At 71.0% G+C, this 20,487-nt stretch carries 17 protein-coding genes and 1 pseudogene; 11 read left to right on the plus strand and 7 right to left on the minus strand.

The features are described from left to right. The first annotated feature begins 2 nt into the window (after positions 1–2). The 3 genes from bioB to HNR67_RS14935 are packed head-to-tail and all read left to right on the plus strand — an operon-like array spanning position 3 to position 1,913. Entirely contained in the window at positions 3–1,043 is a 1,041-nt protein-coding gene (gene bioB, locus HNR67_RS14925) for a biotin synthase BioB (RefSeq protein ID WP_185002627.1), read from the plus strand. A gap of 37 nt (positions 1,044–1,080) precedes the next feature. Then, positions 1,081–1,290, plus strand: coding sequence for a biotin synthase auxiliary protein BsaP (gene bsaP, locus HNR67_RS14930; protein ID WP_185002629.1), 210 nt, complete (start codon positions 1,081–1,083; stop codon positions 1,288–1,290). After that, entirely contained in the window at positions 1,290–1,913 is a 624-nt protein-coding gene (locus tag HNR67_RS14935) for a DUF2567 domain-containing protein (protein WP_185002630.1), read from the plus strand. Before bsaP ends, HNR67_RS14935 begins: the two co-directional genes overlap by 1 nt. A gap of 7 nt (positions 1,914–1,920) precedes the next feature. On the opposite strand, the gene HNR67_RS14940 is transcribed toward HNR67_RS14935, so the two are convergent. Both HNR67_RS14940 and HNR67_RS14945 read right to left on the minus strand, forming a co-directional pair. Beyond that, positions 1,921–2,841: a LysR family transcriptional regulator gene (locus HNR67_RS14940; RefSeq protein ID WP_221489899.1), complete on the minus strand. Its 921-nt coding sequence runs from the start codon at positions 2,839–2,841 to the stop codon at positions 1,921–1,923. A gap of 9 nt (positions 2,842–2,850) precedes the next feature. After that, positions 2,851–3,468 (minus strand): TetR/AcrR family transcriptional regulator, encoded by a 618-nt coding sequence (locus tag HNR67_RS14945; RefSeq protein WP_312987290.1) that lies wholly within the window; start codon positions 3,466–3,468, stop codon positions 2,851–2,853. Positions 3,469–3,559: 91 nt separating this feature from the next. Here HNR67_RS14945 and abc-f point away from each other — a divergent pair, with 91 nt between their 5' ends. Beyond that, positions 3,560–5,179 carry a ribosomal protection-like ABC-F family protein gene (abc-f, locus tag HNR67_RS45660; protein WP_185002634.1) on the plus strand — a complete coding sequence of 540 codons (1,620 nt, stop codon included), beginning with the start codon at positions 3,560–3,562 and terminating at the stop codon, positions 5,177–5,179. On the opposite strand, the gene HNR67_RS14955 is transcribed toward abc-f, so the two are convergent. Then, on the minus strand, positions 5,154–5,540 hold the full coding sequence (locus HNR67_RS14955; protein ID WP_185010671.1) for a CGNR zinc finger domain-containing protein: 387 nt from the start codon (positions 5,538–5,540) through the stop codon (positions 5,154–5,156). The genes abc-f and HNR67_RS14955 overlap by 26 nt on opposite strands. Positions 5,541–5,921: 381 nt before the next feature. Here HNR67_RS14955 and HNR67_RS14960 point away from each other — a divergent pair, with 381 nt between their 5' ends. The 4 genes from HNR67_RS14960 (at position 5,922) to HNR67_RS45665 (ending at position 11,487) form a co-directional block, all read left to right on the plus strand. Beyond that, complete coding sequence (locus HNR67_RS14960; RefSeq protein WP_221489900.1) at positions 5,922–6,545, plus strand: maleylpyruvate isomerase family mycothiol-dependent enzyme; 624 nt, start codon at positions 5,922–5,924, stop codon at positions 6,543–6,545. A 115-nt stretch (positions 6,546–6,660) separates the two neighbouring features. Further along, positions 6,661–8,811: an alpha/beta fold hydrolase gene (locus HNR67_RS14965; protein WP_185002638.1), complete on the plus strand. Its 2,151-nt coding sequence runs from the start codon at positions 6,661–6,663 to the stop codon at positions 8,809–8,811. Positions 8,812–9,303: 492 nt separating this feature from the next. Next, complete coding sequence (locus tag HNR67_RS14970) at positions 9,304–10,185, plus strand: spermidine synthase (RefSeq protein ID WP_185002639.1); 882 nt, start codon at positions 9,304–9,306, stop codon at positions 10,183–10,185. A 33-nt stretch (positions 10,186–10,218) separates the two neighbouring features. Further along, a complete protein-coding gene (locus HNR67_RS45665; protein ID WP_221489901.1) occupies positions 10,219–11,487 on the plus strand; it encodes a Gfo/Idh/MocA family protein in 1,269 nt (422 codons plus the stop codon). A gap of 482 nt (positions 11,488–11,969) precedes the next feature. Here the strand turns inward: HNR67_RS45665 and HNR67_RS46655 are convergent. Then, positions 11,970–12,113, minus strand: a pseudogene (locus tag HNR67_RS46655) (TetR/AcrR family transcriptional regulator); the annotation flags it as partial. Positions 12,114–12,248: 135 nt separating this feature from the next. Here HNR67_RS46655 and HNR67_RS14980 point away from each other — a divergent pair. The 3 genes from HNR67_RS14980 to HNR67_RS14990 all read left to right on the plus strand — a co-directional run bounded on the left by HNR67_RS14980 (position 12,249) and on the right by HNR67_RS14990 (position 16,810). Next, entirely contained in the window at positions 12,249–13,292 is a 1,044-nt protein-coding gene (locus tag HNR67_RS14980; RefSeq protein WP_185002643.1) for an aldo/keto reductase, read from the plus strand. Between the two features lie 1,235 nt (positions 13,293–14,527). Beyond that, on the plus strand, positions 14,528–15,802 hold the full coding sequence (locus tag HNR67_RS14985) for a glycosyltransferase (RefSeq protein WP_185002645.1): 1,275 nt from the start codon (positions 14,528–14,530) through the stop codon (positions 15,800–15,802). Between the two features lie 33 nt (positions 15,803–15,835). Then, positions 15,836–16,810: an aldo/keto reductase gene (locus tag HNR67_RS14990; RefSeq protein ID WP_185002647.1), complete on the plus strand. Its 975-nt coding sequence runs from the start codon at positions 15,836–15,838 to the stop codon at positions 16,808–16,810. Positions 16,811–17,286: 476 nt separating this feature from the next. Here HNR67_RS14990 and HNR67_RS14995 read toward each other — a convergent pair whose 3' ends face one another. The 3 genes from HNR67_RS14995 to speB form a co-directional block, all read right to left on the minus strand. Further along, positions 17,287–17,787 carry a PadR family transcriptional regulator gene (locus tag HNR67_RS14995; RefSeq protein ID WP_221489902.1) on the minus strand — a complete coding sequence of 167 codons (501 nt, stop codon included), beginning with the start codon at positions 17,785–17,787 and terminating at the stop codon, positions 17,287–17,289. 460 nt (positions 17,788–18,247) lie between these two features. Next, a complete protein-coding gene (locus HNR67_RS15000; RefSeq protein WP_221489903.1) occupies positions 18,248–19,432 on the minus strand; it encodes a pyridoxal phosphate-dependent aminotransferase in 1,185 nt (394 codons plus the stop codon). Beyond that, complete coding sequence (speB, locus tag HNR67_RS15005) at positions 19,429–20,418, minus strand: agmatinase (protein ID WP_312989586.1); 990 nt, start codon at positions 20,416–20,418, stop codon at positions 19,429–19,431. The genes HNR67_RS15000 and speB overlap by 4 nt, the downstream gene beginning before the upstream one ends. Positions 20,419–20,487: the final 69 nt, after the last annotated feature.

Below are 20,487 nucleotides of genomic sequence, written 5' to 3' on the forward strand. Positions count from 1 at the left end.
CGGTGACCACAGCCGCCAAACAGGCCACCGCGCGTGACGCGGGCGAGCGGGACATCCTCGACATCGCCCGCGAGCAGGTGCTCGAACGCGGCGAGGGACTGACCGAACCGCAGATCCTGGCCGCGCTGCGACTGCCTGACGAGCGCCTGGCCGACCTGCTCCAGGTCGCGCACGAGGTGCGGATGGCCTGGTGCGGACCGGAGGTCGAGGTCGAGGGCATCGTCAGCCTCAAGACCGGCGGCTGTCCGGAGGACTGCCACTTCTGCTCCCAGTCCGGCCGCTTCCCCTCGCCGGTGCGCTCGGCCTGGCTGGACATCCCCGGCCTGGTCAAGGCGGCCGAGCAGACCGCGGCCACCGGCGCCACCGAGTTCTGCATCGTGGCCGCCGTGCGCGGACCCGACAAGCGGCTGCTCACCCAGGTCAAGGCCGGGATCGAGGCCATCCGCGCGGCAGGCATCGAGATCCAGATCGCCTGCTCGCTGGGCATGCTCACCCAGGAGCAGGTGGACGAGCTGGTCGCGATGGGGGTGCACCGGTACAACCACAACCTGGAGACGGCCAAGTCGCACTTCACCAACGTGGTCACCACGCACACCTGGGAGGAGCGCTGGGAGACCCTGCGGATGGTGCGCGAGGCGGGCATGGAGGTCTGCTGCGGCGGCATCATCGGCATGGGCGAGAGCGTCGAGCAGCGCGCCGAGTTCGCCGCCCAGCTCGCCGAGGTCAACCCGGACGAGTGCACGATGAACTTCCTCATCCCGCAGCCGGGCACCCCGTATGAGAACTTCTCCATCGTGGAGGGCTCGGACGCGCTGCGCACCGTGGCCGCCTTCCGGCTCGCCCTGCCCCGCGCCATCCTGCGCTTCTCCGGCGGCCGGGAGCTGACCTTCGGCGACCTGGGCACCCGGCAGGGCATGCTCGGCGGCATCAACGCGATCATCGTCGGCAACTACCTGACCAACCTGGGTAGGCCGGCCAGCAGCGACCTGGACATGCTGGAAGAGCTGAACATGCCGATCAAGGCGCTCAATGACACGTTCTGACACGCCCCCGACTGACACGCCTCCCACCACGACGGCGATGACCTCGACATCCTTGTTCTGCGACATCTGCGGCAAACCCGAGGCCGAGGCCGCGCACCGGGTCTGCCAGGCCCGGCGGGCCATCGACCCGCCGCGGTTCTGCCCGCAGTGCGCGCGCCGGATGATCGTGCAGGTCAGTCCGGCGGGCTGGTCGGCGAAGTGCAGCGTGCACGGTTCCACCGAGGGCGGCCAGGGAGGTCGGCTGTGATGAACGAGCCCCCACTGCCCGGCCGGGCGGACCCGCTGCGGATCCAGCCCGGCGGCGCGGTCGGCCAGCTGCCGGAAGAGGCGTACCTGCCCTTCCCGATGCCCCGGCCGATCCCGAGGGTGGTGGTCAAGCCCGATCTGCTGCCCGCGATCAGCATGGCCTCGCTGATCTCGCTGATCGGCATCCCGGTGGCGTTGCTGTGGTCGCTGCTGGCCCCGCCGATCCAGCGGCAGGTCGCCACCAACGGCCGCACCCCAGCGCTGCCCGGCGACTCCAACCACCAGTTCGACTCGCTCGCGGTGTTCGTGCTGCTCACCCTGGCCGCTGGCGCCATCACCGGCGCGGTGGTCTGGCTGCTGCGCCGCCGCCGCGGACCGGTGGTCATGATCGCGGCCACCGCCGGGTCGGCGCTGGCGGCCTACCTGGCCACGCTGATGGGCGGCCTGTTCACCGGATTCTGGTACGACCTGCCCACCTCGGTGCAGCTCGGCGATGTCTACACGGTGGCCCCCGGCGCGGTGCACCTGACCGCGATACTGGCCCAGCCCTTGGCCTTCATCGTGGTCTACGGCGCGTGCGCGGCCTGGAACGGCATGGACGACCTGGGCCGACGGCTCGGCTGAGTCCGTCTCAGCCCGCCGGTCGCAGTTCGGCCGCGCTGGCCCGCAGTTCGGCGTGGAAGGCCAGCACCGCGGGGGAGCGGCGGGCGTGCCGCGGCACCGCCAGGCACACCGCACGCCGCGGCGGATCCGGCGTGATCGGCCGCAGCACCACCTCCGCCGGGGTCCGCCCGGCCGCGATGCCCGGCACGATGGTCACCCCGAGCCCCTCGGCGACCAGGCCCAGCTTCGCGGTCCACTCGGCCACCCGCAGCGGGGTGTCCGGGGTGAACCCGGCACTCGCGCAGGTCGCGTTGAGCGCGCCGAGGGCCTCCGGGGTGTCCGCCACGATCCAGCTCTCCCCGGCCAGCTCGGCCAGTGGCACCCGCCGCCGGTTCGCCAGCCGGTGCGTCACCGGCAACGCGACCAGCAGCGGATCCTCCAGCACCGGCAGCAGCTCCGCGCCGGGCACGTCCAGGCTCGGCCGCTTGTGCGTGCTGACCACGGCCAGGTCGAGGTCACCGGCCTCCACCAGCGGCAGCAGCCGTTCCGTGGTGCCCTCGCGCAGGGTCAGCGTGATCTTGGGATAGGCGGTCCGGAACCGGGCCAGCGCACCGGGCAGCAGGGCCGCGTTGGCGCTGGCGAACGCGCCGACCCGCAGGCAGCCCGCGTCCAGGGTGCGCATCGCGTCCAGCGCCCGCGCGGTGTCGGTGAGCCGGTCCAGCAGGGATCTGGCATGGGGGAGCAGGTACTCCCCGGCGGGGGTCAGGCGAACGCCGCGGGGGATCCGGGCGAACAGCTCCACGCCGCAGAGGTCTTCCAGAGCCGCCATCTGGCGGGACACTGCTGACTGGGTGTAGCCACCGGCCGCGGCAGCCCCGGTGAACGACCCGTGCTCGACCACCGACACGAAGGTCCGCAGCGCGATCGGGTCCAACAACTCCGCACGCACCCTCCGAGGTTACGCACCTCCGGCGCTGGTGAACACGCCCGCCCTGGCCGCGGCCACGGCGGCGGCCACCGCCTGGGCGGTCAGCGGCTCGTCCAGGGGTTCCCTGGTCACGAACAACCGGAAGTACAGCGGCGCGGTCACCGCCCGCACCAGTGCCTCGCCATCGGTGTCCGGCGGAAGTTCACCCCGTCGGATGGCCCGGGTGACGACCTCGGCGGAGCGGGTGTGCCGGTCGGCGTAGAAGCGCCGCAACGCGGCCGCGGCCCGCTCGGAGTCGAAGGCGGCCGCGACGAAGGCCGAGGGCGCGGCGGCCTGTGCCGGGTCGGTGAAGGTGCCGTAGACCTGCGAGGCCAGTTCGGCCAGGTCACCGGCGAGCGTTCCGGTGTCCGGCGGACGCCAGCCGTCCTCGCCCGCCAGGTCCAGCGCGTCCACCACCAGCCCGTCCGGCCCGCCCCAGCGGCGGTAGAGGGTGGTCTTGTGCACGCCGGAGCGCTCGGCCACGTTCTCCACGGTCAGGCCCTGGTAGCCGTGCCGGGCCAGCTCGGCGAGGGTGGCATCGCGCACGGCGGCCCTGGTCCGGGCGGTGCGCCCGCCGGGCCGGACGGTGCCGGGGGTGGTCTCGTCCACAGTCAAATGAAACTCCAGTTGCGTTAGTGCTCGGAAGTATGCCACTCTCCAGCTAACGCGACAACAGTTGCATTTGACTCGGAGGTACTGCTTGACCAACACGACTCAGCTCACCGCCCGCCGCCTGCGCAAGTCCTACGGCGAGCGCCTGCTGCTGGACGACGTGTCCTTCTCGATCCGGCCCGGCGAGCGGGCAGGCATCGTCGGCGAGAACGGCGCGGGCAAGTCCACCCTGCTCCGCCTGCTGGCCGGCCTGGAAACCCCCGACGACGGCGAGGTGATCGCGCAGGCCAACGGCATCGGCCACCTCGCCCAGGTCACCGCCCTGCCACCGGAGGCGACGGTCACCGCGGCCATCGACGCGGCCCTGGCGGAGTTGCGCGCCATGGAGTCCCGCCTGCGCGAACTGGAGACGGACCTGGGCGCGTCCGCCGCGCTGGCCGAGTACGGCGACCTGCTCACCGCCTTCGAGCTGCGCGGCGGCTACGAGTCCGACGCCAGGGTGGACAAGGCCATCCACCACCTGGGCCTGGCCCACCTGGACCGGCACCGCACCCTGGGCAGCCTCTCCGGCGGCGAACTCGCCCGCCTCGGCCTGGCCTGCCTACTCGCCGCCGCCCCGGAGTTGATGCTCCTGGACGAGCCGACCAACCACCTCGACGACCAGGCCCTGGACTGGCTGGAGGACCAACTCCGCACCCACCCCGGCACGATCGTCCTGGTCTCCCACGACCGGGTGTTCCTGGACCGGGTGGCCACGGTGATCCTGGAGGTCGACGCCGACCAGGCCAAGGTCACCCGCTACGGCCAGGACTACTCCGGCTACCTGGCCGAACGCGCCGCCGCCCGCCGCCGCTGGGAACAGGACTTCGCGACCTGGTGCGAGGACATCCGGCAACTCACCGTGTCCGCCACGGTCACCGCACACCGGGTCGCCCCCGGCCGGGCGATCAAGGACGGCAACAAGATGGCCTACGACCGCGACGCCGGCCGAGTCCAAAGCTCCATCTCCAGCCGGGTCCGCAACGCCCAGGAACGCCTACGCCGCCTGCAAGAGACCCCCGTCCCAAGGCCCCCGGACCCACTCACCTTCACCACTGCCCTCACCGGCGGCACCACCGGCGATCTCCTGACCCTGCAAGGAATCCGGGTAGCCAACCGCCTGCACATCGACACCCTCACCATCGCTGCCCAAGACCGCCTCCTGATCCACGGCCCCAACGGTGCGGGCAAATCCACCCTGCTCCGAATCCTGGCCGCAGACCTGACCCCCGACGCGGGCCAAGTCCACCGCAAAGGCCGAATCGGTTACCTCCCCCAGGAAATCCCCACCCCCCACCCCCACGCCACCCTGCTCGCCGCCTACGCCCAAGGCCGCCCAGGCTTGCCCGAAGACCACACAAACCCCCTGCTCACCCTCGGCCTGTTCCGCCCCCAAGACCTGCACGTCCCAGTAGGAGCCCTCTCCACAGGCCAACGCCGCCGCCTGGCCCTGTCCCGCCTACTGACCCAACCCTGGGACCTGCTCCTACTCGACGAACCCACCAACCACCTGGCCCTGTCCCTGGTGGAAGACCTCGAACAGGCCCTGTCCCAGTTCCCCGGCGCGGTAGTCATCGTCTCCCACGACCGCCGCCTGCGCGCCAACTTCACTGGCACCCAACGAGAACTGATCGCCGGCCGCCTCACCGCCGGTGGTAGTGCCGACTGACCCGAGCCCGATTCCCACAGGCAGGCGAACACCACCCCTGCCGAGGATGTGCCAGCAGGTAGTACTTCACACACCGAGGCCCCCGACAAACCCGAAGCCCAAACCGCTCCCCGGACCCCAGGAACTCAATCGCCGCCCGCGCAAACCCATCCACCACAACAGCCCCCCGCACAGCCGCATCCCCCGCAACGCCCACCCTCCCAACGCCCTCCCCCGCAACGCCCTCCCCCGCAACGCCCTCTCCCGCAACGCCCTCTCCCGCAACACTCACCCCCGCAACGCTGGTCCCCACAACGCCCATCCCCGCAGTGCCTGCCCCCGCGGCGCCCGCCCCCGCCATGTCCACTCGCGCAGCGTCCATCCCCGCGATCTCCACCCGCGCAACGGGTTCGTCCCCCCACTCCAGCACAGCCCGAGTCGGCAACACCGCCGCGTTGATCCGCCCCACCGCCTCCGCCACCGGCAACAACCGGCTCGCATCCGGCGCACTCGGCGGCTCCGGCGCGACCAGCACCGCGAACAGCGACCGCACCGCCCGCCGCAACCCCACCAACGCGAGCCGGGTCAGCTCATCGGCGTCCGGATCCCGCAACCAACGCCGATACCGGTCCAGATCCCCGAGGTCGTCGGCGACCCCACCCCGCCCGTCATGCCGGATCGTGCTCGCCAACGCCACGACCACCACACCACTGCCCACAGTCACACCCTAATGGTTAACTACCCAAAACCCATTAGGAGACCCATGACCCCCGACCTGACCAAGGCCCTGCACACCGCGAACAACCGCCTCCGCGCCCTGGCCCGCACCGGTTTCGACACCGCGGCCCCCTCTGCCCTGCCCGGCTGGACCCGAGGCCACGTGGTCGCCCACCTGACCAACCTGGCCGCCGCCTTCACCCGCCAGGCCGAGTACGCCTACCAGGGCGCCCAGATCGAGGTCTACGACGGCGGCCGCCCAGCCCGGGACGCCGCCATCGAGGCGGCCGCCCACCACCCACCCGAACTCCTGCTCCCAACCCTGCACCAGTCCCTGGACACCCTGGAAGCAACCTGGAACAGGTCCACCCCACCGGACTGGCAACGCCCAGTCACCTACCGCGCCGGCACCCTGGAGGACACCGCCCTGGCCTGGTGGCGAGAAACAGAAATCCACACCACAGACCTACGGCTCACCTACACCCCCACCGACTGGCCCGAAGCCTTCACCACCTACCTGACCACCTACCTACAACCCCGCCTGCCCCACCCCGTGTCCCTGCAAGGCACCCCCACCGCCATCGCAGCCTGGTTGGCCGGCCGAGTCCCACCCACCCCGGTAACCACCACCCCCGGCACCCCCTTACCAACCCTCAACCCCTGGCCCTAACTTCACCCGCCACCCCCGCCTGCAACCCAGGTACCACCCCACACCTGGCACCCCAGGTTGACGCCCCCACCCCCACGGCGTGAATACCTTCCAGCCACACCAAGGGAAGGTCTCCATGCACCCCAACACAATCCGCACAATCCTGCCCGCCACCCTGCTGGCCTTCACCCTGCCCGCGTTCGCCTCCGCCACACCTCAACCTGCCTCCGCCGTCACCACCTCCGCCACGACCGCAGCCACCGCCCTCACTGCCTCCGTCTCCACCACGACCGCCGCTGCCTCCGCCTCCACCTCCACCTCCACCGTCGCTGCCTCCGCCACGACCGTCGCCGCCATCGCCACAGCCGCCTCCCCTCAACCCGCCATCGTCACCATTCCCACCGTCCCCAGCCCCGCCGCCGTCTCCGCCATCCCGGCCGCCGCCGCACCTCGCCCTACCCCCATCACCGTCGCGAACCCCACCGCACCCGTCCCCACAACCGCAGCCCTCGCCCTGTCCTCACCCACCGCTCCGCCCACCCACTCCTGCGCCACCGCCACCCAGCAGTGCGAAGGCACCCTCGAAGTCCCCCTCAACTGGTCAGACCCCACCGGCGAACACATCCCCATCCCGTTCACCCACTACCCCCGCACCGACCAGTCCCGCCCCGCCGCGGGCACCGTCCTCGCCCTGGGCGGCGGCCCGGCCTCCTCCCTCGGCGGCGCCGTACAAGGCCACCGCCGGGCCCTGGGGGCCGAATCGGCCAACTTCGACGTCCTCGCCGTGGAACGCCGAGGCTTCGGCCAGGCCGCCCCCTTCGCCTGCCCCGACCTCGACCTGACCACACCCCAGACGTTCACCGACTGCACCACCCGCATCGGCCCCCGGATCCAGTTCTTCACCACCGACCAGCGCGTCACCGACATCGAAGCCGTCCGCGCCGCCCTGGGCATCCCGGCCCTGACCCTCTACGGCACGTCCTACGGCACCCGCGACGCCACCGCCTACGCCGTCCGCTTTCCCCAGCGCACCAAGGCGATCATCTCCGACAGCAGCACCCAGGTGGGCCCCGACGGCTACGCGACCGGCGAAACCTTCAACGACCGCCTCAAGGTCACCGCGACCCAGCTCACCGCGATCTGCACCCCGTCACCGGCCTGCCGAGCCCTGCCCGGCACCCCCGCGAACCGCTGGTCCGCCCTGATGACCCGCCTCCGCGCCACCCCCGACCCCAAGGTCCCGCTCTTCGCCCTCACCGACCTCATCGCCAAACCCGGCGAACCCTCGGTAGGCCGAGAAATCAACGCCGCCATCCACGCCTACCTCACCAACGACCCAGCCCCCCTGCATCGCCTGGCCGCCACCGGCCCCACCCTCCCACCCCGCGGATCCCCTTACACCGCCCCGTTCTTCGCCTACTGGTGCGCCGACGGCGCCCACCCCTTCTCCCGCGAAGCCACCCCGGAAGTCCGCCGCGAGGAGTTGGCCCGCTACCGCCAGGCCAACCCGGAACGCCCGGTGACCGCCGCCGAGGTCATGGGCGCCTTCGGCTGGACCGAGGACTGGTGCGCCAACTGGCCAACCCCACGCCCCACCCCACTGATCCCACCCGGCGCCACCCTCCCCAACGTCCCCCTGCTCGCTATCGGCGGCCAGTTGGACCTGGGCGGAGACCAGGCAGCCCGCACCCTGGCCGCCGCAGTCCCGCAGGGCCGGGCCCTGATCGTCCCCTTCGGCCAGCACGTCTCCAGCATCGCCAACTACTCCTACACCCCCTGCGTCACCCAGGCAGTCCGCACCTTCCTCACCACCCCAGCCAAACCCACCCCCACCTGCACCGCCGAGACCTACCAGGCCCAAGCCCACTTCCCCCAAACCACCAAAACCCTCCCCACCCCCCAAGCCCCCACCCTCACCCGCCCCCAACGCACAGCCCTCGCAGTCGCCCTGACCACCGCCAACGACGCCCTGTCCCGCCGAAACCCCAACACCGCCCTGCAAGCCGGCCGCAAACAACTCCCCGGAGTCCGCGGCGGCACCATCCACTACGAGAACCCCCAGATCCGCCTGGACAACGTCCAGCACGTCACCGACGCCGCAGTCACCGGCACGATCACCATCCCCGCCCAGACCGAAGAAGCAACCGCCACCCTCACCATCACCCAGGGCGCCACCACCACCCAACTCACCCTGCGCTGGAACCCCTTCCACCCCAGACCCACGCTCAAGATCCGCGGCGAGATCAACGGAACCCGCTTCACCGCGACCTTCCCGAACGCCGTCTAACCCGCGCGAGCCCCACCACATCCCGCCGGGCCGGGCGTCCCTCGTCCCGGCTCGGCGGGCGGAGTCAGTTCCGGCCCAGCCCTCGGCCCCCTCATCTCGCCCCAAGAACACCCCGCCCCGTCCTCGCACCGCCCCGCTCACCCTTGCCCCAATCTCGCCTTCGCCCCGTCCTCGACTTGATTCGCTCCTAGCTCTGTCTCGCGCCCAACCTGCCTCAGTCCGGCACAGCCTTGCTCCGCTCCGGCTCATCCCGCCCGCCCGCTCATCCCACCCCGCCCCGCTCATCCCGTTCCGTCCGCCCGCCCCGTTCCGCCCGCCCGGCCCGTTCGTCCAGCCCGGACTGCCCGGCCCGCTCCGCCCGCTCGCGCTTCTGCCCCGGCGCACCCCGGCTCCCGCCCCGTCCGTCGGCGTCTCTGCTCCGCCCTCCACTCCCTCCGACGCCGGAGGTTAGGGTTGGCGGGTTGGCCAAATGGCAATCGAGGACGGGGCTGGATGCGGCGCGGGCGGGAATCCAAGGGGCAGCGGAGTGTGGTGCGTGGCCCGGTGCCCGGTCAGTACCCGGTGCGGTTCGGCATGGCCGAGTTGCTCGCCGATCTCGACTGGCCCAACGGCTGGCTGCTCAGTGTCGACGGTGTCGCCCAGTCCTATGTGGACCTTGACGACCCCACCCACCTGGAATTCGACTACATCCGCCGCATCGGTGACGTCATCGACTGCCTCGGCCAGCCCGAAGCCGCCCTGGACGCCCTGCACATCGGCGGCGGCGCCTGCACCGTTCCCCGCTACATCGCGGCCACCCGGCCCGGTTCGCGGCAACTGGTCTTCGACGCCGACGGCGAACTGATCGACCTGGTCCGCGAACACCTCCAGTTGCGCACCGTCCCCGCCCTGCGGGTACGGGTGTGCGACGGCAGGGAGGGGGTCACCACCCGGCGCGACGACTCGGCGGATCTTGTTGTCCTGGACGCCTTCCAAAGCGCCTCCATGCCCGGCGGCCTGGCCACCCAGGAGTTCGTCGGCGATATCGCCCGGGTACTGCGGCCGGAGGGCACCGTGATCGTCAACGTCACCGACGGCCCCGGCCTGAAGTTCGCCCGGCGCGTCGTGGCCACCCTGCGGCTGGTCTTCCCGCAGGTCCTGCTGGTCGCCGAACCAGCGGTGCTGCGCGGCCGCCGCTTCGGCAACCTGGTCCTGGTCGGCTCCACCGCGGACCTCCCGGTGGCGGAGATCACCACCCGGGTGCACTCGGCGGCTTTCCCGGCGCGCTGTGTGTCCGATGCCGACCTGACCAAGCTGTGCGCGGGCGCCGAACCCATCAGTGACACCGCGCCCATGGTCGCCCCGGTGCCACCCAAGCGCGCATTCGGGGGTTGACCTCCAGCAAGCTGGAGGTTTCATGCTGCTTGCATGAGTAGGGCAATGCGAGTCGGGGTGATCGGCGCTGAGCTGGCGCGGGGCTGGGCTACCCGCGCGCATTTCCCCGCGCTGCAAGGACTTCCCGGCGTTGAGCTGTTCGCGGTGGCAGACCCGGAACAGTCCGCCACCGCAGTCGCCGACCAGTGGGGCGCCCAGTTCGCCTGTGCCAACCCCACCGAACTGGTCACCCACCGCCAGGTGGACATCGTCACCATCGCGGGCCCGGTCCCCGGTCACGACGACCTGGTGCGCACCGCGCTGGCCGCGGGCAAACACGTCTTCTGCGAGTGGCCGCTGACCACCAACGTCCAATCCGCCATCGAACTCCGCACCCTGGCCGCCCAATCCGGCGTCCACCATGTCGTCGGCCTGCGCGGCCGAGCCGACCCCGGCGTACGTTTCGTCCGAGACCTCCTGGCGCGCGGCGAAATCGGCGAGGTACTCGGCGTGACCCTCAGCGCCGCGCCCGCCACCCCACCGGAATCCTCGGCCGGCGAGTCCCTGCTCACCGGCGACGGTGGCCAGGCCCTGGACATCCTCCGCTTCTGCCTGGGCGAACTCGCCGAACTCTCCGCGACCTTCGCCACCCGCTGCCCCGGCGTGAACTCCCCGGACCAGGTCCTCGTCCAGGGACTCCTGGAATCCGGCGTCGCCATCTCCGCGCACCTGCAAGCCGGCGCCCCCGGTGGCACTGGCTTCCGCATGGAGGTGCAGGGCCGCCGTGGTGCGCTGATCCTGGCCTGCCCGGGACGGATCGGCGAACAGGAGTCCACCGTGCTGTTGGCCCGGGGCTCGCGAGGTGGAGCAAGCACGATCGCCAGCCGGATGCCAATGGGTTCACCAGCGGCAAGGATCGTGTCGACCACTGCGGCGATGGCCGAGCCGGAGACAGTCGCTTCGCCAGTCGAGGGCGACGGGTTCGAGGCGGTCGCCTCGCGGGTGATCGGGGCACGAGCCGACGGCAGGGCGGCGACTGCGCCTGCCGGGCCGGGCCTGCACCCATCGTGGGGAACCGCCTCGGTGCTGGAGTTGATGTCGGCGCTGGAGGTTCTTCCGGTGCCGGAGAGCTATCGGAGTGGGGTGGCCACGGTGTCGGCGGGGCCGGCGCAGGGCGTGGCCCGCCTGTACGCGGAACTTGTGCGGGCGGTACGGACCGGGACACCGCAGGACCCGGACTTCACCACGGCGGTCGGATTGCACTGCCTGCTGGATACGGTGGCCGAAGCGGCGAGCAGCCGACGGTGTCGCAGCTTCGGCTGACGGCAAGGCTCACTCCCGAGGGGGAACAGGCTCACCTCGCAGCGGGAGGGATCCCGCCGTGCCGGTGCGAGAGTGTTGGTGGCAGGGGAGCCTGGGGGTGGGCACGGCGACTCCGGTCGCCGTGCCCACGGCTCAACCGCGACGGCCTGGGCCGTGGGAAAGCGTGGTGACAACACGTTCGGCCAGGCCCGGCAGACCTCGGCAGCCAGCAGCCCGGCCGCGGTAATCCGCTCGGACAGTGCCTGCGACTTGCCCCGGGCCCGGTCTTCCGACGACAGCGTCTCGGAATCGGTCAGCGCCTGCCGCTTCGGTGTGCACCGCCGGACGCTCTTCACCGTCACCAGATTCGCGGCCAGTTGGTGCAAGGCGACCAGCGGCGGCGCGGTTTCGGTGCAGGCGGCATTGATCGCGTGCTCGACCTGGGCCATGATGGCGTCAATCATCGCCGCCACCAGGGCCTCTCGGGTGGCGAACCGGCGGTGCACGGTCGTGCGGGCCACTCCGGCGGCGTTGGCGATCTGCCGCACTGTGGTCGTTGGATCCGCGCTCAGCAAACGGTCGGCCACGCGCAGGAACGCGTGGTGGGTGCGTTCCGCATCCGCGCGTAGCGGCGGTTCCAAGGACATGGGCAGGCGATACCCAGCCGTTGCATCTCTCCGTGAATACGCAACATGGGTGTTGTGTATTCACATTAAGCCGATACGGTGATGTCTCGGGTCGAGCAGATCCGTTATCCCACCACAAACTGAGGGACACGAGACATGCGGCTGCGCACCCTCGGCGGCACCGGAATCAAGGTCAGCCCCTACTGCCTCGGCGCGATGATGTTCGGCGCCATGGGCAACGCCGACCACGGCGAAGCGGTACGAATGATCCACACCGCGTTCGACGCGGGAATCAACCTCGTGGACACCGCCGACGTCTACTCCAACGGCGAGTCCGAGGAAATCCTCGGCAAGGCACTCAAAGGCCGCCGCGACGACATCGTCGTGGCCAGCAAGGCGCACCTACCGATGGGCGAGGACGCCAACCGGCGCGGCGGCTCCCGCCGGTGGCTGGTGCGCGCCGTGGAGGACAGCCTCCGCCGGCTCGACGTCGACCACCTGGACCTGTACCAGCTACACCGGCCCGACGAGGACACCGCCCTGGACGAAACCCTTGGGGCACTGTCAGATCTGGTGCGCTCGGGCAAGGTTCGCGCGGCGGGCACCTCGACCTTCCCGGCCGAACTCATCGTGGAAATGCAGTGGGAGTCGGAACGGCGCGGCCATGTTCGGATGCGCACCGAGCAGCCGCCCTATTCGATTTTCAACCGTGCAGCCGAAACCTCCGTTCTGCCGACCTGCGCTCGATATGGAATGGGCGTGCTGACCTGGGGCCCGCTCAACCGGGGCTGGCTCACCGGCCGCTACCGGCCCGGCTACCAGCTGCCCGAGGGCGCGCACCCGGTGCAGCAGCAGATGTTCCACCCGGCGATCCCCGCCAACGCGCGGAAGTACGCCGTGATCGAACAGCTGCTCAAGCTCGCCGCGGACTCGGGCCACTCGCTGGCCCACCTCGCCGTGGCGTTCGTGCTGTCCCACCCCGCGGTGACCTCGGCCATCATCGGCCCACGCACCCCGGAGCAGCTCGCGGACCTGTTGGCGGGCAAGGACACCGTGCTCGAGGACGAGGTGCTGAACCGCATCGACGAACTGGTGCCGCCCGGCACGGTCCTGAATCCCGACGACAGCTTCTACCAGCCGCCGGGCATCACCGACCTGAGCCAGCGTCGCCGTCCACGGGAGACCAGGGCCGCGGTCTGACCCCGGCGCGCAGCGAGGACCACACGCCGGGGACAGATCCGCACCGGCCAGGTTCGGGCGGTGCCGGGCCAGCCTTGGCCCAACCCCATCCGGTCGGCCTCCACTGGGGCCGCACGGGCAACACGGGATGGATCCACTCCCGTGCGGGCTCGTGCGGTCCAGCGGAAGCCGCCGGCCGAGTTGAGGCAGTCGCGACCATGCCTCAACTCGCAGGGGCTTGCTGGGCAGTCCTCGCGGTTCGCACCCCGGACGATCTGGCGGCTGAGCCGTCCTAGGCCGGCTCAGTGCCTGGATCGATGGGGTGCCGGCCGCGGGGACCGGCTTGGCTGGCCCGGCACGGACAGGTAGTCCTGCCTGGCCTGGCCGGAGCCCTTGTCGCCTCATCTCGGACCCGAGCCCTGACCGCGGTCGCACTGTGTGCCTGGCAGGACTGCGTGCCTGCCGGGCAACGTGCCTGGCTGGTAGCCGGGGCCGGCGGACAACTGGACCTGCTCGGACGGTCCAGTGCGCCGATGCCCCGGCGGGGCCTGCCGAACCAGCGGGATGGGTTCTCCGGCTTGGCTTGCCGCCGGACTGGCTCGAAGAAGTCCGGGAGCAGTGCCGCGCCTGGCCGCTGTGGGCTGGTTCAGCGAGGGCCGGGCCTGCCGCGCCGAGGTTGGCCTGAAAGGAATCGACTCGACTGCGGGTGCGTGCCGCGGTGGGGGTGACCGGGATGAGGCGGTTCGGGCTGGGGATGGTGGCCTGGTGGGGATATGGGTGTGGGGACCTCCTGATTCTGGTTGACATGGCGGAACCTGGGCGTGGATCGCACACACGCGGGGCAATATCGGGCTGAGTACTCGGCCCGCCTCCGGTTCGGCGGCACGGCGGGGGAGTTGCACAACGCGAACCAGACCCGGAGCTCTCGGGTCACCTGAAGCTGGTCGGCATCAGGAGCCACGCGATGCAGCAGAGGACGGAAGATACCTGGCCACCAGGGAACGTCCTCGCCATGCACAGTAGCGCCTCCGAGGGGAGGTTCCGACCATGTCCTGGCCAAACGTAGCCAGTTCCCACGACCGTGGGATACCGCCGCCAGGGTCTTGCCGAAACGGCGGCACAATCAGTGATGTCTGGTGGTTTCGAGTACGTGAACTCGGGCCTGACTCATACTTTGGGGGGTACCGGACAGGAGGCTGCAACCGATTGTGTTCGTCGCATTGACGGAACGACGACGCGCAAACGGGGCAACGACGATGAACGTGCTGCTGCTCGCCTATGGCTCGCTGGGGGACATCCAGCCTTTCGTCGCGCTCGGCCGCGCGCTCGATCGCGCTGGTCACAAGGTGGTGCTGGCCGCGCCCGCCCGCTTCGAGTCCTACGTCGCCGAGCACGATTTGCCTTTTGCGCCGATCAGTGATGCCCTTGTTGAGCTGGCCGACAGCGCGGAGCTTCGAGCTTCGCGAGAAGGCGGCGCGCTGCAATCCGGAGTGGCCTGGCTCGAAGCCCTCCGGCGCGGCGAGGACGCGGCGACCGCTGTGCTCGAGGACAGCTGGGCGGCCGCGGCGTTCGGGCCCGACCTGGTGGTACATCACCCAATCACGGCTGGGCAGCACATCGCGGAGAAGCTACGAGTTCCGTCGGTGCTGGCCTCGCCGCAACCTTCCTACGTGCCGACGGATGCGTTCCCCTGTTCGCTGATCTCGGTGCCGGACTGGCTGCCGCCGGCGTTCAACCGGTTCACCTACACACTGCTCGCCTGGTCCGGACGACTGCTGTCCGGACCGACCGACCGGTGGCGGGAGCAGGTGCTCGGCCTGCCTCGGCGCCGGGGATCGCACGACCCGCTGCGCCAGCCGGACGGCAGGCACACGACGGTGCTGCACGCGTTCAGCCCGCACGTGTTCCCGCCCGCGCCGGACTGGCCGGATGCCGTGCACAGCATGGGTTACTGGTTCCTGCCCGCGGCCACGGACTGGGCACCGCCGGGTGAGCTGGTGGAGTTCCTGGACGCCGGTTCACCACCGGTGTGCGTGACCTTCGGCAGCACTGTCGGCGGCGATCCGCGGCGCTCGGCGCGCACCGTCCTGGACGCGGTGCGGCTGGCGGGTGTGCGGGCGGTGCTGGTGTCCGGCTGGGGCGGATTGCAGGCGGACGAACTGCCCGCGGAGGTCTTCCAGGCCGAGCACGTGCCGTTCGACTGGCTGTTCCCCAGGGTGTCCGCGGTGGTGCATCACGGTGGCGGCGGCACCAGCGCCGCGGCCGTCGCTGCCGGACGGCCGCAGGTGACCTGCCCGTTCGGGGTGGACCAACCGCAGTGGGCACGGCGGATGCACCAGCTCGGAGTGGCGCCGCCGCCGATTCCGCAGCGCACGCTGACCACGGCCGCGCTGGCCGAGGCGATCCACCTCGCCGCAACCGACGCGGCCATGGCACAGCGCGCGGAACGGCTCGGCAAGCTGGTGAACGCCGAGCCTGGCGCCGAGGCCGCGGTGACGGTGCTGGAAAAACTCGTGTCGCGTAAGGCTTGACCTGGAGCGCGCTCCAGCCGACAGGCTCGGCGCATGCGAAAGATCACCCTTGGCGGGCCGGACGGACCGCGGGCCAGCGTGTTGTGCCTTGGCGCGTTGCCGTTCGGGTCCTCAGTGGACCGGGACACCTCCTTCGCCATCCTCGCCCGGTTCGTCGAGGCCGGCGGGAACTTCATCGACTCCGCGAACAACTACGTGTTCTGGACCGAGAGCGGAAAGGGCGACGAGAGCGAGAACCTGCTCGGAGATTGGTTGCGCACCAGGGGAAACCGGTCCGAGGTGGTGCTGGCGTCCAAGGTGGGCGCGCTGCCGGACCCGGCCAAGCCCGGGGCGTTCCCGGACAACGCGGAAGGCCTGTCCGCCGAGGTGATCAGCACCCAGCTCGACAACAGTCTGCGTCGGCTGGGCACTGACCACCTGGACGTGTACTACGCGCACATGGAGGACCGCTCCGTGCCGCTGGCCGAGACGGTCGGCGCGTTCGGCAAGGCCGTCGTACAGGGCAAGGTGCGGGTGCCCGGCTGCAGCAACCACCCGACCTGGCGGATCGACCGCGCGCGGGAACTGGCGAAGCAGGACGGGCTCGCACCGTACGGCGTTCTGCAGTTCCGGCACAGCTACCTCCGGCCGCGGCCGGACGTCAAGCTGCGCCAGGCCGGGCACGTCCAGGCCAGCGATGAGCTGCTGGACTACGTGCGCACCGAGGACAACCTGGTGCTGACCGCGTACACGACGTTGCTGTTCGGGGCCTACACCCGGCCGGACCGGCCGTTGCACGAGCACTACGACCACCCGGGGACTCAGCGCAAGATCGCCGTGCTCCAGGCGGTGGCCACCGAACTGGGCGCCACGGTGAACCAGGTGGTGCTGGCGTGGCTGTTGCACGGCAACCCGTTGGTGGTGCCGGTGCTGGGGGTCAGCTCGGTGGCGCAGCTGGAGGAGTCACTGGCCGCGGCGGAGTTGGAACTGAGCGCGGACCAGCTGGCCCGGTTGGCCGCGGCCTGCTGACTCCGGTGACTTCGGCCGGGTGAGGCGGGGCTGTGCGGGTCAGGCTGGGCGATGCGCCACTGGGGTGCGCGGGCCCGTCACGGCGATCGGTTTGTCCGGCATCGGTTGCGCCGCAACGGATAGCGCGCGCCGGTGGGTTCCGCACCTGGTGGTGCGTGCCGGCTATTTCGACGGGGTGGTGCGTGCCAGTTGATTCGACCGGGTGGTGCGCACTGGATGGAGCTTGCCGGGCGGTGGGCGCCCAAATGGTGGGCGCGGAATGGAATAGGCCGGGTGGTGTGAGCCGGGTGGTGCGCGGCGATGGCTGGACGCTCTTGGTACGCGGGTGGCGCGGAAGCCGTTGTGAGCCAAGAGGTCCGTGGGCATCGGTCGCGCTGGGATAACGGCTGCGCCGGGCCGCGGCGGGGTTGTTGAGCCGTGCGGGTGGCGGCGGCGTGGGGCGTGACCGGTGTTCGGTCACGCCCCGGCCGGGCCGGTCACTGCTGCTCGTCCTCTTCGGCCAGGATCCGGTACAGGTTTCGGCGGACCTCGGCGAGGAGTTGGCGGGCTCGGGCGGTCTGCTCCGGGGTGCCCGCGGCGGCGACCTGGAGGGCGGCCTGGTGGACCTGGCCGAGTAGCTCCTGGAGTTCGACCACGGTGGTGTCGACTCCGCCGCTGACGGTGTCCCAGACCACGGCCAGTTCGGCCTCGTTCTCGGCGACGTAGGCGCGGCCGGCCTCGGTCAGTTCGACCATCTGGCGGCCACCCTCCTTCTCCGAGACGACCAGACCTTCCTCGGTGAGCTGCTTGAGCACCGGGTAGATCGAGCCGGGGCTGGGGCGCCAGAAGCCGTCACTGCGTTCGGTGATGTCGGCGATGAGCTGGTAGCCGTGGGTGGGGCCGTCGACCAGTACGAGCAGCACCGCTGCCCGGACGTCGCCGCGGCCGACCTTGGGGCGCTGCCAGCCGCTGCCGGGGCCGCCGAATCCGGGGGGCATGGGCGGGAACGGTACGCCGTGGCGCGGGCCGCCAGGACCCCGGTCCGGGGTCCAGCCCCAGAAGTGGCGGTGGCCGCCTCGGCCTCGGCCGCCGTGGCCGCGCTCGCGGGGGCCGCCACGTCGGTGGCCGCGCTCCTCGCGGTCGCCTCGGCGGTCGCGGTCGCGGTCGCCGCGATCCTCACGGTCACCGCGCTCGCCGCGGCCTTCGCCGGTGTCGTTGTGCATGCCCAACATGGTCCAGGGCGTCCGCCGAGTGCGGGGGCCGCCGAACCAGGGGCCGAAAGCTGCTGCATGGGCAGTCATAGCGATCTCTCCTTGAACAGTCGCGACACGCTGATCGTGTCGTCGATGTGTTCACGATATATCGCGAACAGTCAGAGACGCAACCATGACTTGGGTTCGAACAGGGAAACGGCGGGTCCCCTGGATCGGGACCCGCCGTGTTTGTGCAGCTCAGAGGCTAGGTGTTGGCTGGGACACGGTGCAGTGCGCGCAGGCGGTCGATGGCGCTGCGCAGGGTGTCGGGACGCTTGGGGAAGGCGAAGCGGATGAGCTTCCGGCCCTCCTCGGGGTTGGCGTAGAAGGACGAACCCGGGACCACGGCCACGCCCAGCTCGGTGACCAGACGGCGGGCGAACTCGATGTCGTGGCCCGCTGGGTCGAGGTCCTCGGTGCCGCACAGCACGTAGTAGGCGCCGTCCGGCACGTGCAGCCGGAAGCCGATCTCGGTCAGCGCCGGGCAGAGCAGGTCCCGCAGTTCGCGGTAGTGCGCGGCCAGGCCCGTGTAGTACTCCGGCGGCAGACGCAGCGCGGTCACCGAGGCCGCCTGCAACGGGGTGGGCGCGCCGACAGTGAGGAAGTCGTGCACGGTGCGGATCGCCTTGGTCGCCCAGGCCGGGGCGATGGTCCAGCCGACCCGCCAGCCGGTGACCGCGTAGGTCTTGGACACGCTGTTGATGGTGATCGTGCGGTCGGCCAGCCCTGGCACGGTGGCAGGCGGGATGTGGCCGCCGTCGCCGAGGAAGTGGATGTGCTCGTAGATCTCGTCGGTGATGCACAGGACGTCGTGGCGCTGGCACAGCTCGGCGATGAGTTCCAGCTCGGCGCGGCTGAACACCTTGCCGGTCGGGTTGTGCGGGGTGTTCACCACGATGGCCCTGGTGCGCTCGGTGAACGCCGCGCGCAGCTCGGCCTCGTCGATGGACCAGTCCGGGCGGTGCAGCGAGACGAACCGCGGGGTGGCCCCGGCGAGCACCGCGTCCGGGCCGTAGTTCTCGTAGTGCGGCTCGAACATGATCACCTCATCGCCCGGTTCGACCAGGGCGAGCATGGTGGCGACCATGGCTTCGGTGGCGCCGCAGGTCACGCAGATCTCGGTCTCCGGGTCGACCTGCCAGCCCGGGTAGGCCCAGGCGGTCTTGGTGGCGATCGCCTCGCGCAGCCCGGCCTCGCCGAAGGTGATCGGGTACTGGTTCAGGTCGGCGTCCACCGCGTCCTTGACCGCCTGCTTCAGCTCCGGCGGGCAGGCGAAGTCGGGCAGGCCCTGAGACAGGTTCACCGCGTCGTGCGCGGTGGCCAACCGGGTCATCTCCCGGATCACCGACTCGGTGAACGAAGCGACCTTGCTGCTGACCCGAGTGATCACGGGTTCTTCTCCTTGTGCATCGCGATGAGACTGATCAGTTCGTAGGCGGTGTGCGCGGCGGCGATCGCGGTCAGTTCGGCGTGGTCGTAGGCCGGGCTGACCTCAACCACGTCCGCGCCGACCAGGTGGCAGCCCGCCAGGCCGCGCAGGATGCCGAGCAGCTCCCGGCTGGTCAGCCCGCCTGCCTCCGGGGTGCCGGTGCCGGGGGCGTGCGCGGGGTCGAGCACGTCGATGTCCACCGAGATGTAGAGCGGGGCGTCGCCGATCCGGGCGGCGATGCCGGCCGCGATCTCGCGGGCGCTGGTCTCTTCCAGGTCCATCGAGGTGACCACCTGGAAGCCGAGTGCCGCGTCGGCTGCCAGGTCGCCGGGGCCGTAGAGCGGGCCGCGGATGCCGACGTGGGTGAGCCGGGAGGTGTCGAGCAGGCCCTCGTCGGCGGCGCGGCGGAACACCGTGCCGTGGGTGTGCGCGACGCCGAAGTAACTGTCCCAGGTGTCCAGGTGGGCGTCGAAGTGCAACAGCGCCGCTGGTCCGTGCCTGTCGGCGACCGCGCGCAGCATGGGCAGCGCGACGGTGTGGTCGCCGCCGAGGGCGACCGGGGTGGCGCCGGTGGCCACCAGGGCGGTGGTCGCGGCGGTCATCTGGGCCAGGGCCTCGGCGATGTCGAACGGGTTGGCGACCACGTCCCCGCAGTCGGCGACCTGGACGCCGGCGAAGGGGGAGATCTCCAGGCCGGGGTGGTAGGGGCGGAGCAGGCGGCTGCCCTCGCGGATCGCGGCCGGGCCGAAGCGGGCGCCGGGGCGGTAGGAGGCGCCCGCGTCGAAGGGGAAGCCGAGGACGCCGATGTCGCAGTGGTCGACCTCGTCGCGGCGGGGTAGCCGGGCGAAGGTGGACCAGCCCGCGAAGCGGGGGACCCGGGCCGCGTCGACCGGGCCGCGGGTGGCGGAGGTGCCGGGCGAGCGGGGGCTCCCCGGCGGACTGGGGATGGCGGACTGGCCGCGGGTGGCGGAGGGAGTGAGAACGGCGGGTGGGCTGGGGACCGCGGGGGGATTGGG

The sequence above is a fragment of the Crossiella cryophila genome (genome assembly GCF_014204915.1).
In the GTDB taxonomy this organism is placed as follows: domain Bacteria; phylum Actinomycetota; class Actinomycetes; order Mycobacteriales; family Pseudonocardiaceae; genus Crossiella; species Crossiella cryophila.

Coding starts and splice junctions, on each gene's coding strand:
- bsaP (WP_185002629.1), top strand. CDS start 1,081: ATGACCTCGACATCCTTGTTCTGCGACATCTGCGGCAAACCCGAGGCC.
- HNR67_RS14935 (WP_185002630.1), top strand. CDS start 1,290: ATGAACGAGCCCCCACTGCCCGGCCGGGCGGACCCGCTGCGGATCCAG.
- HNR67_RS14955 (WP_185010671.1), bottom strand. CDS start 5,540: ATGGACGCTGCGCGAGTGGACATGGCGGGGGCGGGCGCCGCGGGGGCA.
- HNR67_RS14960 (WP_221489900.1), top strand. CDS start 5,922: ATGACCCCCGACCTGACCAAGGCCCTGCACACCGCGAACAACCGCCTC.
- HNR67_RS14965 (WP_185002638.1), top strand. CDS start 6,661: ATGCACCCCAACACAATCCGCACAATCCTGCCCGCCACCCTGCTGGCC.
- HNR67_RS14970 (WP_185002639.1), top strand. CDS start 9,304: ATGCGGCGCGGGCGGGAATCCAAGGGGCAGCGGAGTGTGGTGCGTGGC.
- HNR67_RS45665 (WP_221489901.1), top strand. CDS start 10,219: ATGAGTAGGGCAATGCGAGTCGGGGTGATCGGCGCTGAGCTGGCGCGG.
- HNR67_RS14980 (WP_185002643.1), top strand. CDS start 12,249: ATGCGGCTGCGCACCCTCGGCGGCACCGGAATCAAGGTCAGCCCCTAC.
- HNR67_RS14985 (WP_185002645.1), top strand. CDS start 14,528: ATGAACGTGCTGCTGCTCGCCTATGGCTCGCTGGGGGACATCCAGCCT.
- HNR67_RS14990 (WP_185002647.1), top strand. CDS start 15,836: ATGCGAAAGATCACCCTTGGCGGGCCGGACGGACCGCGGGCCAGCGTG.
- HNR67_RS14995 (WP_221489902.1), bottom strand. CDS start 17,787: ATGCCCCCCGGATTCGGCGGCCCCGGCAGCGGCTGGCAGCGCCCCAAG.